Genomic DNA, 16129 nt, shown 5'->3' with positions numbered 1-16129 from the left:
GGACCTGGCCTCTAGTCGACTGCGACCATGACGTCGGACGCCTTGACGACGGCGTAGGCTTGCCCGCCGACTTCGAGCTTCAACTCGTCCACCGCCGCGTTGGTGATCGAAGCGGTGACGACCGTGCCGCCGCCGATATCAATCTTCACATGCGCCGTCGTCGCGCCTTTGGTTACGTCGACGATCTTGCCTTTCAGCGTATTGCGGGCACTGATCTTCATGGAAATGCTCCTTCGTGTCGGTTGAGTTTCGGCGCGCAGACATTGCGGCCCGCCTCGGCCATATAGTCGATGGCGACCTCGACACCATATATGGCGCGAAGGGCGTCGGGTGTGACGGTCTCGTCCGGTGTGCCGACTGCGATGACGCGGCCGGCTTTCATAAGCGCCACGCGGGTCGCGCAGGCGAAGGCGTGACCGGGATCATGCGTGGACAGAACGATAGCGAGGCCCGATTCACGCAATGCGCCGATACGTTCGAGAACGCGGGTCTGGTTGCCGAAATCGAGGCTGGCGGTCGGCTCGTCCATCACCAGCATGTCAGGTTCCTGCGCAAGCGCCCGGGCGATCAGCGCCATCTGCCGTTCGCCGCCGGAAATTTCGGTGAAGGGCCGTTCAGCAAGATGGTCGATGCCGAGCGTCGCCAGCGCGCGGTCCGCCGTTGCGCGGTCGGTCGGGGAGGGCGTCGCGAATGTGGAGACGCGGGCCGCGCGCCCCATCAGCACCATTTCGCGCACGCGGAAAGGGAAATAGGCGGCATGCGCCTGCGGGACGTAGCCGACGCGGCGGGCGAACTCCGTTCGCGAGAACGACGCGACGTCGCGCCTGTTGAGTTCCAGCCGCCCGCCCTGCGCCGGCAGGAGGCCGAGCATGGTCTTGAACAATGTCGTCTTGCCGCAACCGTTCGGGCCGAGCAGACATAGAACCTCGCCGCTCGTCACCGACAGCGTCACATCCTCGCCGATCGGGTGGGCGCGGTAGCCGAAGGCGAGATCGGTTGTCGAAAACCGCATCATCGCCACCCGTAGCGCGCGGACATGAGAAGCCACAGGAAGAACGGCACGCCGATGGCCGCAGTCAGGATTCCGAGCGGCACCTCTATTTCGGCGATGGAACGGGCGAGCGTATCGACCGCGACGAGGTAGCCGCCTCCGAGCATCAGCGAGGCGGGCAAAAGACGCGAGAAATCCGGCCCGACGATCATACGCGCGACATGCGGTACGAGCAGCCCGATCCATCCGACGATCCCGGAGACCGACACGGCGGCGGCGGTCATCAGCGTGGCGGCAGCGACGAACAGAATGCGCAGGCGCGCCGTCTCGACGCCGAGCGCACGCGCTTCCTCGTCATCGAGCGTCATCAGATTCATGCGCCAGCGCAAAAGCGCCATCGGCACGAGGCCGATCACCATCGCGGGCACGATGGAAAGCATGTCGCCACGCGTGACGCTGGCCAGACTGCCGAGCAGCCAGAAGGTGATGGCGGGCAACTGATTGTAGGGATCTGCCAGAACCTTGAGCAGCGACAGACAGGCGCCGATCAGGGCGCCAACCGCAACGCCTGCAAGAACGAGAACCAGCACCGGATCGCGGCCCCGGATCGAAGTGCCGACGACATAGACCATGGCGACGGCAGACAGACCGCCGACAAAGGCGAGGCCTTGGATCATCAGGACGGATTGCGACAGGAAGATGCCGAGCACGGCACCGAGGCTGGCACCAGCCGAGACGCCGAGAATATCGGGCGAGACGAGCGGATTGCGGAAAAGCCCCTGATAGACGGCACCGGCCGCGGCCAGAGAAGCGCCGACGAGAAGGCCGGTCAGGACGCGCGGCAGGCGCACGTTCCAGATCACCGTTTCGGCGGTGGCGTCCGCCCCGCTCGGTGCGCCTGTCAGGCCGGCGCCGAGAATGCGCAGGATTTCGCCGGGCGACACTGCGTATTTTCCGACGCCAAGCGCGAGCAGCATGATGAGGACGAGCACGAGAAGCCACACGGCAAAGCCGCTCAGTCCGAGCCGTGACCGCACGGCGACCGTCTCCCGGCGGACTTCGCTCATGAGCCGCCTTGGGTATCGGAGAGAAGCCGGTCAATCTGATCGTCTGTCAGGTCGACATGGTAGAACAGCGAATAGAAATCGCGTGTCTCGGCTGAAAGATCGATGTCGACATGCTCGGGATAGAGCACGCTTGCCAGCCATGCGGCCGACATCACGCGGTTGACACCGGGTGGCGTGTCGAACCAGCCGAAGGGCAGCGTCGGCGCGCGATAAACACGCCCCGCTTCGATGGCCGAGATGCCTGCCCAAAGCGGGTTCGTTTGCACCGATGCATGAAAATTCGGATCGAGCGTCAGGATCACGTCCGGGTTCCAGGCGAGCACCTGCTCGACCGACACATTGGCAAGCCCACCTGTTCCCGCCGCCGCCGCGACATTTTCCGCGCCGACCGCGTCGAGAACTTCCATGTTTATGGAGCCTGCCAGACCGGTCTCCAGCCCGTCAGGTCCACGCCCATAATAGACGCGCGGACGCGCATCTTTCGGTACGTCGGCGAGCGCTGCATCCAGCCGCTCGAAGGCGGCTTTCACATAGGAGGAGAGTTCGCCCGCGCGATCTGTCTCCCCCAAAAGTTCGCCGGCTTTTTCGAGCGTTTCCGCCGTGTCGGAAAATCGTCCCTCGATCAGCACATAAGGAATTCCGGTCTGTTCCTGAACGCGGTCGGCGAGCGAAGCATAGGTCGCGTCGACCGTACCGACATCAATGATGATGTCCGGACGCATGGCGAGCGCGGCCTCGATATTCGCCGTTCCGCCCCGTCCGGTAAGGCGTCCATGCGCAGGCAGTTCGCGATAGGGCTCGGCGATGAATTCTTTCGCTTCGTCCGACGGAGCGGTGACCCACCCCACCATCTTTTCGGGCGCAACGACGTAAAGCAGGACCGACGCCGGCGGCCCGGCCGCCATGACGCGTTCGATCCGGTCGGGGATCTCGACCGTACGTCCGGCATCGTCCGTAAAGCTGCGCGTTTGCGCCAGCACCGGCAACGAGAACAGTATCGAGGCCAATGTACAGAAGACAACCAGAAACCTGTCGGCCGATACGGTCATGCTGGACCTCCATGCGTTGTCATCTCTGATTGTTATGTTCACATGGCTATATCGGTCAAGGATGCCGGTTCAGGCTGGCGTCCGTTGGATCGCGTTGGACAACCTGTGTGCTATGAAAGTCATCGGTTCGAGGCGAGCAGGGGAGGAATGATGCTCGAGCGAGGCAAGACCTTCGAGGATGTCCACAGGTCGTTCAGATGGACGATCCCGGACCGTTTCAACATCGGCGTCGATATCTGCGACAAATGGGCGGCAGCCGACCCGGAGCGGACCGCGATCGTGGATGTGGAGCCGGGTGGGAGTTCTCGCGAATATTCGTTCGCCGAGTTGAAGGCGTTATCCAACAGACTGGCGAATGCTCTGGCGGCGCGGGGTATCAGTCGCACGGACGCCAGTGTCGGCGACCGGGTCGGGGTGCTGTTGCCCCAGCGTGTCGAGACCGCGCTCGCGCATATCGCCATCACCAAGATGGGTTGCATCTCGATTCCGCTGTTCACTTTGTTTGGACCGGAGGCGCTCGAACATCGCCTGCGCGATTCAGGGGCGAAGGCCGTCATCACCGATGCGGCGGGATTGAAGCGGCTTGAAACCATTCGCCAGGACCTTCCCGACCTCGAACTGATCCTGTGCGTCGACGGGCCTTCGGCCGGTGCAGAAGGATTTCAGGAAATCTGCGCGGGCCAGTTGGAGGATTTCGAGCCGGTGGAAACGCGCGCCGACGATCCCGCGATCCTGATCTATACGTCCGGCACGACCGGAAATCCCAAGGGCGCGCTTCACGCGCACAGGGTTCTGCTCGGGCATCTGCCCGGCGTCGAGATCAGCCACGATTTCTTCCCGCAGCCGGGCGATCGCATCTGGACACCGGCAGACTGGGCATGGATCGGCGGCCTTCTCGATGTGCTGATGCCGGCGCTTCATCATGGTGTTCCGGTCGTCGCTTGCCGTTTTCCCAGATTTACCGCCGATGCCGCGATCGATCTCATCCGAAGCCACGGAATCCGAAACGTCTTCTTTCCGCCGACGGCGCTGAAGATGATGAAGCTGAAAGAATCCGGGGAGGGATACGGTCTGAACCTGCGCTCGGTGGCAAGCGGCGGTGAAACGCTCGGCGCGGAACTGATCCAATGGGGCAGGGACGCGCTTGGCGTTACGATCAACGAGTTCTACGGCCAGACGGAATGCAACATGATCGTCTCGTCCTGCGCGGCGTTGGAGCCGCCGTCGCCCGGATGCATGGGACGCCCGGTGCCTGGACATGTCGTGGACGTGATCGACGGGCTCACTGGCGTGCGACAGGCGGACGGGATCGAAGGCGCGATCGCCGTCCTGTCTCCCGATCCGGTGATGTTCCTCGAATACTGGAACAACCCGAAGGCGACGGCCGCCAAGTTCGTCGATGGCCGCGACGGGCGCTGGCTTTTGACCGGCGACAGGGGCGTGCGCGAGGCCGACGGGCGAATACGTTTCGTCGGACGCGACGACGACGTGATCGGATCGGCCGGATACCGGATCGGACCGGCGGAAATCGAGGACTGCCTGCTCGGGCACGAAAGCGTGTTGCTGGCAGGCGCGGTCGGCAAACCGGACGCGATCAGGGGCGAAGTCGTCGCGGCCTATATCGTCCTGCGCAACGGGGTGGTGCCATCGCAATCCCTCGCCGACGAGATTGGAGACTTCGTGAAGGCGCGACTGGCTGCGCACGAATATCCGCGCGTGGTCAGGTTCATCGACGAGATGCCGATGACGACGACGGGCAAGATCATCCGCGGGGAACTTCGAAAGATGGCGCAGGCCGAGGCCGCTTCGGAAATCTCCTAAAGCCCGCGCGTGAACCTCGACGATTAAACTTTACCATTATTGTCATATTTTGCATAAGTCGGTTCATGGAACCGATCTTGAAAGCCACCTTCGGACCGCGCATGGAAAGCCGCATCACGGGCTTTTCGGTAAAAGACCTGAAATGGCGGGCCTGGGGCGGGCTTGTCGCGGATTTGTGGGATGTCGAGTGCGCGGACGGCGCGCAGGGGAATTACCTGTCGCCCGATCCGCGTCTGTTCGTTCCGCTGGACGTTCGCGGCGCGGGCGTTTTCATGCTGAGCGATACGCACCAGAGTCAGGAGTTTGGCAGTCAGATTATCGATACCGCAAGCTTTATTCCCGCCGGCCACGCGACGCGGGGCGCGGCAAAGGGTGGTCTGCGGTTGCGGCATCTCGATGTGCATATGAGCGAAGCCGGAGTCGTCAGGCGGTTCGGGCGGGCGCTGTCCCGGCAGCAGATCGAAGAGCCGCGTCTGTCGCTTCAAGACGCACGGATTTCGGCGCTCAGTCGGCTTCTGGCCGATGCGCTGGAAGCCAGCGAGCCGTGTCACGATCTTTATCTCGACGGACTGGCGAACGCGCTTCTGGCGGTGCTCTTCGACATTCGCCCGGAAACGGAGCGGCGGCGGCCGGCTCTGTCGCGCACGCAGCTTCGTCTCACCCTCGATCATATCGACGCCCATTGTCTTGAGTCGCTTCGCCTCGCAGATCTTGCCCGGCTGGTCGGCGTTTCGGAGACCTATTTCAGCCATGCGTTCAAGGCTGCGACCGGTGTGCCGCCGCATCGCTTCGTCATGCAGGAACGCGTGCGCAAGGCGCAAGGGATGATGCAGCGCTCGGCAGCGTCCATCGGCAGCATCGCCGCCGAATGCGGCTTTTCCGATCAGGCCCATTTCAACCGCGTGTTCCGGCAGGTGACTGGCCTGACGCCGGCCGTCTGGAAGCGCGACAACGTCACGATCAAGTGACATTTGTGCATCACGCGCACGGCCCGCAGCGTTGCCGGAACAAAATTGATCAATTCAGTCAAGATTATCCAATTCAGCCGATTTAAGTAGAGATACACGGTCAGGTTTAGGGGGCTGGCGTTTCGCCGGCACGGGGTTGACCGGAGTTCTCGATGACCAATCGCGCACATTTTCGTTTCGCTCTTGCTGGCGGTGTCGCCGCATTGGCGTTGTTGCCGGGGCTGGCAGCCGCGCAGCAGGCCACGCAGCTTGAAGAGATCGTGGTTGAAGGCGCGGGGCAGGAAGAAAAAGGCGGCGTCGGACCGGTCGAAGGCGTCGTTGCGCGCTCAACGCGTACCGGAATGAAATCTGGCACGGAAATCACCGCGATCCCACAGGCCGTCTCCGTTGTCGGGCGCGAAGAGATAGACGATATGGGCGCGCAGAATGTGGGCGAGGCGCTGCGCTATACGCCGGGTACGTTCAGCCAGCCTTTCGGCTCGGACGCGGATACCAACTGGCTGTTCATTCGCGGTTTCCAGGCGACGCAGACCGGCGTCTACATGGATGGATTGCAGCTTTTCGGCTACGCGTTCGGCGGCTTTTACGTCGATACGTTCGGGCTGGAGCGTGTGGAAGTGCTCAAAGGCCCGGCCTCGGTTCTTTACGGCGGCTCGAATCCGGGCGGTATCGTCAACTATGTTTCCAAGCGGCCGAATTTCAGCCGTGAGAAATATGTCGAGACAGGCATCAACGATGCCGGCACCGGCTATATCGGCTTCGATTTCAGCGAGGTCGCAAACGAAAGCGTTGCCCTGCGCATGAACGGACGTCTTCAGGGCGGCGACGGCTACAGCGATAATCAGGACGGCTGGCGCGGCTTCATCGCACCAAGCCTGACGATCCAGCCGGAAGAAGGCACCAGCCTGACTTTCTTCGGCAACTACACGCATATCGACGAGACGCATAATGGCGAAAGCTTCCTGCCCTATGAAGGGACGGTGGTCGACCGGATCGTCGGCGGTGTGAATTACGGCCGGATCGACCGGGACGCCAATTTCAGCGAACCATCGGTGGACAAATACGAACGCCAGCAAGGCTCGATCGGCTACGAACTCGAGCACACGCTCGAAAACGACTGGACAGTTCGTTCCAACGCCCGCTTCGGCGTTTCGGACATCGACGAGCAGTTTCTCTATGCGGACGGATGGGCGAGCGCGACCGAGTTGAACCGTGTCAATTTTGCTCACCAGACGAAGTCGACGACTTTCCTGATCGATAACCAGATCGAGGGTACGGTGAATACCGGCGCAGTCGAGCATCGGTTCCTGGGCGGCATCGACTACAAGTTCTTCAATATCGATCAGGTGCAGTCGTCTGCCCTGTTCGGCACCACGCCGCCGATCGACGCTTTCAATCCCGTCTATGGTGCGCCGTTGACCATACCGGTCAGCTATACCAATCAGGACCTCACCCAGCGCCAGTTGGGCATCTACCTTCAGGACCAGATGCGCTTCGGCGGCGGCTGGATCGCCACGCTCAATGGCCGGTACGACAGGGGCTGGCTTGAGGCGAACGATCGTCCGACCTTCTATGCGCCTGATCAGAACGTCACGCAGAAGCGTTCGGACGGCCAGTTCTCCGGCCGCGCGGGCCTCGCTTATGAATTCGCGAACGGCATCACGCCCTATGTGAGCGTGGCGACGTTCTTCAATCCGATCATCGGCACGGATGCAAACGGACTTCTGTTCGAACCGGAAGAGGGCACGCAGTACGAAGCCGGCATCAAATACGCGCCGACATTCATCGATGGCCTGTTCACGCTTTCCGTCTTCGATCTGACACGCGAGAACGTGCCGTCCAACGTCACCGCCTTCACCCAGCTTCAACTTGGTGAAGTTCGCTCGCGCGGTTTCGAGGCCGAAGCCAAGGTCAACGTCACAGAGCAGTTCAAGGTCACGGCTGGCATCACCGCCTACGACATCGAGATTACGGATGATGCCAACGCGGCGCTGATCGGCAACACGCCCTTCATCGTCCCGGAAGTTCTGGCTTCGGTGTCGGCGGATTACACCTTCCGCAATGGCGATGCGTGGTATGATGGCGTGACGGCAGGCGCAGGCGTGCGCTATGTGGGTTCGTCCTTTGCGGATAACGAGAACACGTTGAAGGTGCCCGATGTCACGCTGGTCGATCTCAAGCTTGGCTACGAGAAGGACAATTGGGGCGTTGCCCTCAATGTCACCAATGTGTTCGACGAGACATTCGTGTCGAGCTGTCAGGGCGTCAATGTCTGCTCCTATGGCGAAGGCCGCACCTTCAAGCTCAAGGCTCATGCCCGCTGGTGACGATGACTGAACGCGGAACGACCGAACGTGAAACGCTGCTGGCGCTGGAGGATGTGACCTTCAACGCCGGTTCCGTTTCGATCCTGAAGCCCGTTTCGCTCGACCTCGTTCGCGGCCGCATGACCGGCATCATCGGCCCCAACGGGTCCGGCAAGAGTTCGCTCGTGCGCCAGCAAAGCCCAAGTTCAGGCACGATCCGGCTCGACGGCCGCCCGCTCGATGCCTACGGCGACCGTGAACTTGCCCGGCGCATCGCCTATATGCCGCAATTCACCCCGCCGGCAGAGGGCATGACCGTGCGCGAACTCGTCGCGCTCGGCCGCTTTCCCTGGCATGGCGCGCTCGGCCGTTTTGGCGCGAGCGATGCGCAAAAGGTCGAGACTGCGCTCGAACGCACCGAATTGATACGCTTTGCCGACAGGCTGGTGGACAGCCTTTCGGGCGGCGAGCGCCAGCGCGCGTGGCTCGCGATGATGCTGGCGCAGGACGCATCCTGTCTGATCCTGGACGAGCCGACCTCCGCGCTCGACATCGCGCATCAGGCCGACATGCTGGCGCTGGTGCGCGACCTGACGCGCGAACGCGATCTTGCAGCGGTGGTCGTCCTTCACGACATCAACATGGCCGCCCGCTATTGCGACGAACTCGTCGCGCTGAAGGACGGACGGATCGTTGCGCGCGGAACGCCCGACGCCATCGTCGTGCCGGAAACATTGGCCGATCTCTATGGTCTGCCGATGGGGATTTTTGCCCATCCCGCGACGGGACAGCCCCTGAGCTATGTCGCCTGACCGATGCAGGACGCGCGCAAAACTCTAGCGGCGATCTCGCGCCGCACCTTTCTGGCTTGCGGCGCAGCAGTGCTCGCCGCGCCCGGTGCGCGCGCCGACGGTCCGCGCAATATCGCGATCATCGACTGGGGATTGCTGGAAACCGCGCTGGCGCTCGGCGTCGTGCCGAAAGCGGCAAGCGAACTCATCCAGTATCGCTCGCTCGTGGTCGAGCCGGCGGTGCCAGATACGGTCGCCGATCTCGGGCTGCGCGGCTCGCCCAGCTTTGAGATGCTGCGGCAGGTTGCGCCGGACCTCATCGTGATCTCGCAATTCTACGAATATCAGCGCCCGCAACTGGAGCGGATCGCGCCCGTCCTGAACCTGCCAGTTTATGAAGCCGGAACGCCTCCCTACGAACTGGTCGAGGCTTCGACATTGAAGCTCGGCGAGGAACTCGGCATTGCCGGGACCGCGCGGGACTATGTCGATGCAAGCGCGCGAGAGATCGATGCGCGCCGCACGGCGTTGACGCGGCATGGCGGGCGACCGATCTTCGTCATCAGCCTGGGAGATTCGCGTCATTTCCGGGCGTTCGGTGGTGATTCCATGTTCGGAGATGTGCTCGGCCGTCTCGGCATGGCAAACGCCTGGACGGACACGACAAGCTACAGCGCCGCCGCGCCCGTAGGGATCGAAGCGCTGGCGCGTGTGCCCGATGCCGGCATCATCGTCGTCGATCCGTCGCCACCGGAAGTCGCGCGCGGCCTGCCGCGCAACGCGATCTGGAACGCGCTTCCCGCCGTGAGGGAAGGGCGCGTCGCCACCATCGCGCCGGTCAACCATTTCGGCGCATTGCCCTCGGCGCGCCGCTTCGCACGGCTCGCCGAGGCCGTGATATCCTCATGGCCGACAGCATGAAGGCGCAGCAGCGTATCCTTTTGCCATGGGCCGGGCTGGCGGCGCTGGCGGTCGTTCTGTTCGTCGTCAGGCTTCGCGATGCGTGGCCGCAGGGCGACGATGCGCTGCAGTGGGTCATCCTCGAAAACGCGGTCCTGCCGCGCGCCGTGGTTGCGGTCGTTGCCGGCGCGGCGCTGGGGCTTGCCGGCCTTTTGCTCCAGCGTGTGTTGCGCAACGCGCTCGCCGAACCCTCGACGCTCGGCATCTCGGCCGGCGCGCAACTCGCGATGGCGCTCGCGACCCTGTTTGCCCCGGCGCTGATGGGTTGGTCGGTAGGCTTCGTCGCCTTTTCAGGCGGTATCGCCGCTGTCGCGATCATCCTCGCCCTTACATGGCGGCGCGGGCTCGAACCCGTCTCGGTGGTTCTGGCCGGCATGATGGTCGCGCTCACCGCCAACGCGGCCAGCGCGGCGCTGATCCTCGCCAATGGCGACTATCTGTTCTCGCTGTTCATCTGGGGCGGTGGCTCGCTCGTCCAGCAGGGTTGGGACCCTGCTATCGTGATCGGCTCGCGGCTGGCAATCGGCTTTGCCGCTGCTTTGCTTCTCTTGCGGCCCCTCGCCATTCTCGGTCTCGACGACGCCTCGGCGCGCAGCCTCGGTGTCGCACTCCATGCCAGCCGCTTTGCCATCGTCGCGCTTGCCGTCTGGATCGCGACGACGGTCGTTGCCGAAGTCGGCGTGATTGGTTTCGTCGGACTGGCCGCACCCGCGCTTGCCTCGCTTTCGGGCGCACGCACGCTCGGCCAGCGCATCGTCGCCGCACCGCTGATCGGCGCGATCCTCCTGTGGGTGACGGACGGGCTGGTGCAGCTTTTCTCCGGCCCCGCCGGCGAGCGCCTGCCGACCGGCGCGGCGACCGCACTTCTGGGCGGCCCGCTTCTTCTGTGGATTTTGCCTCGCCTGCGCATGATGGAATGGCCGTCGCTGACGGCGCCGATGGGAGCTTCGCGCCGCGCTACGCGCCCGATCGCAATGCTTCTCGTCGCGCTGTCAGCACTTGCGACCTCCGTGCTCGTTGCGTTTCTCGTCGGCAGTGGACCGGACGGCTGGACGGTCGCGACCGGCAGCCTTTTGGCGGATCTGTCGCAATGGCGCGTTCCGCGCATCGCAGTCGCGGCTGCATCCGGCGCGATGCTGGCGGCCGCCGGCGTTTTGGTGCAGCGGCTGACGGGAAATCCGCTGGCCAGTCCCGAAGTGCTCGGCGTCGGCACCGGAGCGGGCGCGGGGCTGACGGCGGTCCTGCTGATCAACGCGACGGCCAGTCTGTTCTGGCAGATGGCGGGCGCTGCGGCCGGCGCACTCGGCGCGCTGCTCCTCATTCTCACGGTCGCGGCACGTGGCAGGTTCGGCCCTGAGCGACTTCTTCTGGGCGGCGTAGCGATCGGCGCGGCGGCGAGTGCCGTCATCACCGCCGTCATCGCCATGGGCACCATGACGTCCTACACGCTCCTTGCATGGCTGACAGGATCGACCGCGCAGGCCGACGTGACACAGGCATTCACGGCATTGGCTTTGATGGCGGTACTAATCGCGCCCGCTCTTTTGACCGTGCGCTGGCTGGACATTCTGCCGCTTGGCGGCGAGACGGCGAAGAGCCTCGGCATTCCGCTGGTCCGCGCGCGTTTTCTGGTGGTGCTGCTTGCGGCACTGATGACGGCGTCGGCGGCGATGTTCGTCGGGCCGCTCTCCTTCATCGGCTTGATCGCGCCGCATCTGGCGCGAATGCTCGGCCTTGGCCGGGCACGCGATCATCTGATCGGGGCGGTGCTTCTCGGCGCGGCGCTGATGGTCGTGTCCGACTGGCTGGCCCGCATGGTGGCGTTCCCCTACCAGCTTCCCGTCGGCCTGTTTGCCTCGCTGATCGGCGGGCCGTATCTGGTCTATCTGCTATCGCGCGGCGCGCAGCAGCGCGGCTGAAATCCTATCGGACCGATTTCAGGAAGGTGACGAACGCTTCGCAGGCGTCTTCGAGGCGGCCATTGTTGGCGATCTCGTGAACCGGCGCGCCGAGGTCTGTTTCGGGCACGGCGCGCGCAAGGCGAGCCGCGATTTCTTCCCGGCTCTCGCGCCCGCGCGCGGCGAGCCGTTCGGCCAGGATTTCAGGTGCGACGGTGATCATAACAGGCATCACGCGGCCGAAACGGGCGACGGATTCCGCAACGCTGGCGCGTGACAGGTTTGCGACGACCGTCTGCCCCCCGGCAAGACGATCTTCGACATAACGCGGAATGCCGTAGCAAAGACCGTGTGAGCGCCATGAAAGCGCGAAAACGCCCGCTCTTTCGGCTGCGATGAAGCCGGCTTCGTCGAGCGTGTCGTGGGCCTCCGAGTTCGGATCGCAGGGGCGCGTGACCACACGGCGCACGAAATGCACCGACGGCGTATCGCCAAGGCGCTCGCGGGCATGGGACATAATGGAATCCTTGCCCGCGCCGCTCGGTCCCACGACCGGCACGAAAACGCCCTGTGCGTGGCTCATGCGACGCGTTCGCCTGCGCGCCAGACGGAACGGACGACCGGCACGCCGTGGTCGCGGCGAACGCGGATCAGGTCGGCGCGCCGTCCTTCCTCGATGAGGCCGCGATCGGTCAGGCCAACCGTGCGCGCTGGCTTCTCGGTGATCAGCGACATCGCCTGCGGCAGACTGATCGCCTCCACCTCGTCGGCAAGCTGGAAGGCGGCGAAGATGAGGCTCGACGGCACATAGTCCGACGACAAGACGTCGAGGATGCCCGCTTCGGCAAGGTCGCGCGCGGCGATGTTGCCCGAATGCGAGCCGCCGCGCACGATATTCGGCGCGCCCATCAGGACGGAAAGCCCGGCGTCGTGCGAGGCGCGCGCGGCCTCGACGGAGGTCGGAAACTCGGCGAGCCTCACCCCGTCGCGCAACGCCTCGTCGACATGGTCGAGCGTGGCGTCGTCGTGGCTGGCGAGCGTGACGCTTGCGCCCCGGCAATGTTCGCCGATAGCCCGGCGATGCGGTGCGGAATAGCGGGCCGATTGCTCCTGCCGGCGCGTTACGAACGTGGCGAACTGGTCGTCCGTCAGCCCGCGCTTGACCTTGTAGTAGAGCGTGTACTGATCCATCGTCTGGAACTGGCGCTGCCCGGGCGCGTGATCCATCAGCGAGGCGAGGCGCACGCGCCCGTCACCACGGAAACGGTCGAAGGCGTCGAGCACGTCGGGCGCGGAGACCTCGCAGCGCAGATGGATATAGTGGTCCGAGCGCAGCCGCCCCTCCGCCTGCGCGGTTTCGATGGCGTCGGCAAGGTCGCGCATTTCCTGCGGATCGAAGCCGCCATCCTCGTCGGAACCCATGCGCAGGCAGTCGAACACCGTGGTGATGCCCGAGGTTGCGACCTGCGCGTCATGGGCCTGAACGGCGGCGATCGCGTTCCAGCGCACGCCGGGGCGCGGCGAATAATGGCCTTCGAGGTGGTCGGTGTGAAGCTCGACCAGACCCGCTGTAAGGTAATCGCCGCCCATATCCTCTCCCGCCCGCGAGGTGCCGGTGTCGATGGCGGCGATGCGCCCGTCACGCACGAGGACGCTGCCCTCGACGACTTCGTCGGCAAGGACGATGCGGGCATTGGTGAAGACGGTTTCGGCGGACATGTCAGGCAGTCTTTCTCATCGAGGGGGAAGCAAGGTCGCAAAAGGTGTGGACATTGAACGGAGCGCCGGCTTCGGGTTCTGCGAAGATGGCGAGCGAAGAAATCGTGATAGGCGTTTCGATCAGCGCGCCGAAATGTTCGTTTAGCCTTTCGCGCATGCGCGGCGCGTCCGTGTCGTTGATCCGGTCCGTCAGCGTCATATGAAACTGGAACTGGTCGAGCACGTAAGGGTAACCGTAGGTTTCCAGCATTTCGCGCGCTCCGGGCGAGAGCCTGTCTGGATTGCGCCGCTTGATATCTTCCGGAGTCAGCGCCGCGCGAAAAGGCTCAAAATCGATGACGATGTCCCGTGCGAAGTCCTGAAGCGGTGCGTGGCGCTCCTGCGGGACCAGCGCGAAGAAGCCGTCGATCTGCGCGATGACGAGGCGTGGTCCCATGAAGGACGACCGCGCCGCCGTCCATGCCTCGAACGCTTCGACGAACTCAGCTTCGCTGACGCCGTCGGCCAGCCGGAACGGTGCTTTCAGCGTCGCGTGGAAGCCGTAGCGCCGCGCAGAGACGGTCACGGCCTCCTGCTCGCTCGGAACGGCTGACGCCGCGCCGGTAAAGGCGCTACGTCCGAGCCAGCTCTCGGCGGCGAGCGTGAGGGGATCGCCCTGAGGCGGTGTGAAATAGATCGCGTAGCGCATGGCGCAGCTCCATCTGGAAGACCGCCCCGTTAAGCGATTCAGATGACAGGAATAAGAAACCCCTGTGCATCAAATCACAATCGCCCTTCTAATGCGCGGCCTCGCCGATGAAGCGCTCCCGAATCCTCCGCGACAGCCAGTCGATGACGAAGATACAGACCAGAACATTGAGTACGACGAAGGCGACCTGATCGAACAGATTGGCGCGGAAGCGCTCGATGATGATCATGCCGATGCCGCCAGCGCCCACGATGCCGAGCACTGTCGCGCTGCGTGTGGAGGATTCGAAGAAGTAGAGCGACTGTGAGATGAACACCGGCAGTACCTGCGGCAGGTAGCCGTAGCGCACCACCTTGATCGACGACGCGCCGGTCGCGCGCACGCCTTCCACCTGCTTGCGATCGACATTCTCGATCGCCTCGGAATAAAGCTTCGACAGCGTGCCCGTGTCGGAGACGAAGATGGCGAGAACGCCGGCCAGCGGGCCGAGACCGACGGCGCGTACGAAGACGAGGCCCCAGACAAGCTGGTCGACGCCGCGAAGCACGTCGAGAAAGCGGCGCACGATCTGGCGTATGATGCCGACGCGCATCGTGTTGCGGGCAGCGAGAAAGCCGATGACGAGTGCAGCAAGCGATGCGAGCAGCGTGCCGAGAAACGCCATCGCGATGGTTTGTGCGATGCCGGTATAGATGTTGGCGAACTGCCAGGTCGAAAAATTTCGCCAGACGAAAAGCGCCGATACGAGGCGCCACGCGCGATCCGACGCGTAGGCGAGTTTCCAGATTTCGAAATACCAGAGCGAGCCGGCGAGATAGGCGACGACCGCGATGGTCATCGCCCAGCCGATGGCGCTACGCGTCGGCGAGCCGAACGCGTTCGGGTGGCTGCGGCGCACATCCTCGATACCGGCGGCGTCGAGCGTGGCAAGGGTTGCGGCGCTCATGCGAAATGCTCCTTGCCGATGAAGTGTGTGCGGATGCGCTCGGACAGAAGGTCGATGGCGGTGACCAGAACGATGATCATCAGGAGAACGGCGACCACGCGGTCGTCCGAGTAAAGGCTGATGACGCGGTTGAGCTCCATGCCGATGCCGCCCGCGCCGACGAAGCCGACAATGGAGGATGCGCGCACGTTGATCTCGAAACGCAACAGCGTGTATGAGGCGAAATTCGGCAGGACCTGAGGCATCACGCCGTAGCGCATTTCCTCGAACCAGTTGCCGCCGACGCCCCGCACGCCCTCGACCGGACGCATGGACGCGTTCTCGTTGACCTCGGAGAACAGCTTGCCAAGCGCGCCGGCCGTATGGATGGCGATGGCGAGCACGCCGGCCAGCGGGCCGATGCCGACCGCGAAGACGAGGATGAGCGCGATGAGAATTTCCGGAACGCCGCGACACACTTCGAGGAAGCGGCGCGAGACCCAGAAGATCGCGCGGGTCGGTGCAAGGTTGCGCGCGGCGGGAAAGGAAAGCGCAAAGGCGGCAGCCGCACCGAGGATCGTCGCCGTCAACGCCATGAAAATCGTCTCGACGATCAGGCGCAGATAGACCCAGAAATCGGAATACCAGTAGACGATGGATCCTTGCACAGCGCGTCCGTTTTCGCCGCGCGGCAAGAGCAGTTTGTCGAATTCGAGGTTCGGCATGATCGTGCCGAAATAGTCGAAGATGCGTGGCAGGCCGGAAGCCAGCCGGTCCGGGTAGAACCGGGCGACATAGACCGATGCCGCAAGAACGGCGATGAAGCAGGCGATGAAAAGCAGGTTCATCGCCATGCGCTGGCGCTTCAAATCGGCGCGGTGGCGTTCAAACGCGGAAACGGCGTCCTCGCCGTCGCGGCGATAGGGCAGGTCGAGATTTGCCATGG

General features: G+C 63.8%; 15 protein-coding genes. 6 read left to right on the top strand and 9 right to left on the bottom strand.

The window, feature by feature from the left end; genetic code table 11:
* Positions 1–11 precede the first annotated feature (11 nt).
* From ACX82Z_RS12210 to ACX82Z_RS12195, 4 genes are read right to left on the bottom strand one after another with little or no spacing between them, the layout of a single operon-like run.
* Positions 12–221 (bottom strand): TOBE domain-containing protein, encoded by a 210-nt coding sequence (locus ACX82Z_RS12210; RefSeq protein WP_459589110.1) that lies wholly within the window; start codon positions 219–221, stop codon positions 12–14.
* On the bottom strand, positions 218–1012 hold the full coding sequence (locus tag ACX82Z_RS12205; RefSeq protein ID WP_459589108.1) for an ABC transporter ATP-binding protein: 795 nt from the start codon (positions 1010–1012) through the stop codon (positions 218–220). Before ACX82Z_RS12205 ends, ACX82Z_RS12210 begins: the two co-directional genes overlap by 4 nt.
* Positions 1012–2058, bottom strand: a complete 1047-nt coding sequence (locus ACX82Z_RS12200; RefSeq protein WP_459589106.1) for a FecCD family ABC transporter permease — start codon at positions 2056–2058, stop codon at positions 1012–1014. The genes ACX82Z_RS12205 and ACX82Z_RS12200 overlap by 1 nt, the downstream gene beginning before the upstream one ends.
* Positions 2055–3107, bottom strand: a complete 1053-nt coding sequence (locus ACX82Z_RS12195; RefSeq protein ID WP_459589104.1) for an iron ABC transporter substrate-binding protein — start codon at positions 3105–3107, stop codon at positions 2055–2057. The genes ACX82Z_RS12200 and ACX82Z_RS12195 overlap by 4 nt, the downstream gene beginning before the upstream one ends.
* Positions 3108–3257: 150 nt before the next feature.
* Between ACX82Z_RS12195 and ACX82Z_RS12190 the strand changes: the two genes are divergently transcribed.
* The 6 genes from ACX82Z_RS12190 (at position 3258) to fhuB (ending at position 11872) form a co-directional block, all read left to right on the top strand.
* A complete protein-coding gene (locus ACX82Z_RS12190; RefSeq protein WP_459911721.1) occupies positions 3258–4928 on the top strand; it encodes an acyl-CoA synthetase in 1671 nt (556 codons plus the stop codon).
* 77 nt (positions 4929–5005) lie between these two features.
* A complete protein-coding gene (locus ACX82Z_RS12185) occupies positions 5006–5896 on the top strand; it encodes a helix-turn-helix domain-containing protein (protein WP_459589103.1) in 891 nt (296 codons plus the stop codon).
* Between the two features lie 152 nt (positions 5897–6048).
* Positions 6049–8223, top strand: a complete 2175-nt coding sequence (locus ACX82Z_RS12180) for a TonB-dependent siderophore receptor (protein ID WP_459589101.1) — start codon at positions 6049–6051, stop codon at positions 8221–8223.
* A gap of 2 nt (positions 8224–8225) precedes the next feature.
* Entirely contained in the window at positions 8226–9014 is a 789-nt protein-coding gene (locus ACX82Z_RS12175) for an ABC transporter ATP-binding protein (protein ID WP_459589099.1), read from the top strand.
* A 3-nt stretch (positions 9015–9017) separates the two neighbouring features.
* Positions 9018–9914 (top strand): ABC transporter substrate-binding protein, encoded by an 897-nt coding sequence (locus tag ACX82Z_RS12170; protein WP_459589097.1) that lies wholly within the window; start codon positions 9018–9020, stop codon positions 9912–9914.
* Complete coding sequence (gene fhuB / locus ACX82Z_RS12165; RefSeq protein ID WP_459589095.1) at positions 9899–11872, top strand: Fe(3+)-hydroxamate ABC transporter permease FhuB; 1974 nt, start codon at positions 9899–9901, stop codon at positions 11870–11872. The genes ACX82Z_RS12170 and fhuB overlap by 16 nt, the downstream gene beginning before the upstream one ends.
* 4 nt (positions 11873–11876) lie before the next feature.
* Here fhuB and phnN read toward each other — a convergent pair whose 3' ends face one another.
* From phnN to phnE (ACX82Z_RS12140), 5 genes are all read right to left on the bottom strand, one after another.
* Positions 11877–12434, bottom strand: a complete 558-nt coding sequence (phnN, locus tag ACX82Z_RS12160; RefSeq protein WP_459589093.1) for a phosphonate metabolism protein/1,5-bisphosphokinase (PRPP-forming) PhnN — start codon at positions 12432–12434, stop codon at positions 11877–11879.
* Positions 12431–13570, bottom strand: a complete 1140-nt coding sequence (locus ACX82Z_RS12155; protein WP_459589092.1) for an alpha-D-ribose 1-methylphosphonate 5-triphosphate diphosphatase — start codon at positions 13568–13570, stop codon at positions 12431–12433. The genes phnN and ACX82Z_RS12155 overlap by 4 nt, the downstream gene beginning before the upstream one ends.
* Position 13571: 1 nt before the next feature.
* On the bottom strand, positions 13572–14258 hold the full coding sequence (locus ACX82Z_RS12150) for a DUF1045 domain-containing protein (RefSeq protein ID WP_459589090.1): 687 nt from the start codon (positions 14256–14258) through the stop codon (positions 13572–13574).
* An 88-nt stretch (positions 14259–14346) separates the two neighbouring features.
* Positions 14347–15204 (bottom strand): phosphonate ABC transporter, permease protein PhnE, encoded by an 858-nt coding sequence (gene phnE / locus ACX82Z_RS12145; RefSeq protein WP_459589088.1) that lies wholly within the window; start codon positions 15202–15204, stop codon positions 14347–14349.
* Positions 15201–16127 carry a phosphonate ABC transporter, permease protein PhnE gene (gene phnE, locus ACX82Z_RS12140; RefSeq protein ID WP_459589086.1) on the bottom strand — a complete coding sequence of 309 codons (927 nt, stop codon included), beginning with the start codon at positions 16125–16127 and terminating at the stop codon, positions 15201–15203. The genes phnE (ACX82Z_RS12145) and phnE (ACX82Z_RS12140) overlap by 4 nt, the downstream gene beginning before the upstream one ends.
* Positions 16128–16129 lie beyond the last annotated feature (2 nt).

The sequence above is a fragment of the Aliihoeflea sp. PC F10.4 genome (genome assembly GCF_054612275.1).
This window is presented reverse-complemented; position numbering and strand designations above follow the sequence as displayed.

What these genes read in the sequence shown, in the direction of transcription:
- ACX82Z_RS12210 (WP_459589110.1), bottom strand. Translation starts at nt 221, where the DNA reads ATGAAGATCAGTGCCCGCAATACGCTGAAAGGCAAGATCGTCGACGTA.
- ACX82Z_RS12205 (WP_459589108.1), bottom strand. Translation starts at nt 1,012, where the DNA reads ATGCGGTTTTCGACAACCGATCTCGCCTTCGGCTACCGCGCCCACCCG.
- ACX82Z_RS12200 (WP_459589106.1), bottom strand. Translation starts at nt 2,058, where the DNA reads ATGAGCGAAGTCCGCCGGGAGACGGTCGCCGTGCGGTCACGGCTCGGA.
- ACX82Z_RS12195 (WP_459589104.1), bottom strand. Translation starts at nt 3,107, where the DNA reads ATGACCGTATCGGCCGACAGGTTTCTGGTTGTCTTCTGTACATTGGCC.
- ACX82Z_RS12190 (WP_459911721.1), top strand. Translation starts at nt 3,258, where the DNA reads ATGCTCGAGCGAGGCAAGACCTTCGAGGATGTCCACAGGTCGTTCAGA.
- ACX82Z_RS12180 (WP_459589101.1), top strand. Translation starts at nt 6,049, where the DNA reads ATGACCAATCGCGCACATTTTCGTTTCGCTCTTGCTGGCGGTGTCGCC.
- ACX82Z_RS12175 (WP_459589099.1), top strand. Translation starts at nt 8,226, where the DNA reads ATGACTGAACGCGGAACGACCGAACGTGAAACGCTGCTGGCGCTGGAG.
- ACX82Z_RS12170 (WP_459589097.1), top strand. Translation starts at nt 9,018, where the DNA reads ATGCAGGACGCGCGCAAAACTCTAGCGGCGATCTCGCGCCGCACCTTT.
- fhuB (WP_459589095.1), top strand. Translation starts at nt 9,899, where the DNA reads ATGGCCGACAGCATGAAGGCGCAGCAGCGTATCCTTTTGCCATGGGCC.
- phnN (WP_459589093.1), bottom strand. Translation starts at nt 12,434, where the DNA reads ATGAGCCACGCACAGGGCGTTTTCGTGCCGGTCGTGGGACCGAGCGGC.
- ACX82Z_RS12155 (WP_459589092.1), bottom strand. Translation starts at nt 13,570, where the DNA reads ATGTCCGCCGAAACCGTCTTCACCAATGCCCGCATCGTCCTTGCCGAC.
- ACX82Z_RS12150 (WP_459589090.1), bottom strand. Translation starts at nt 14,258, where the DNA reads ATGCGCTACGCGATCTATTTCACACCGCCTCAGGGCGATCCCCTCACG.
- phnE (WP_459589088.1), bottom strand. Translation starts at nt 15,204, where the DNA reads ATGAGCGCCGCAACCCTTGCCACGCTCGACGCCGCCGGTATCGAGGAT.
- phnE (WP_459589086.1), bottom strand. Translation starts at nt 16,127, where the DNA reads ATGGCAAATCTCGACCTGCCCTATCGCCGCGACGGCGAGGACGCCGTT.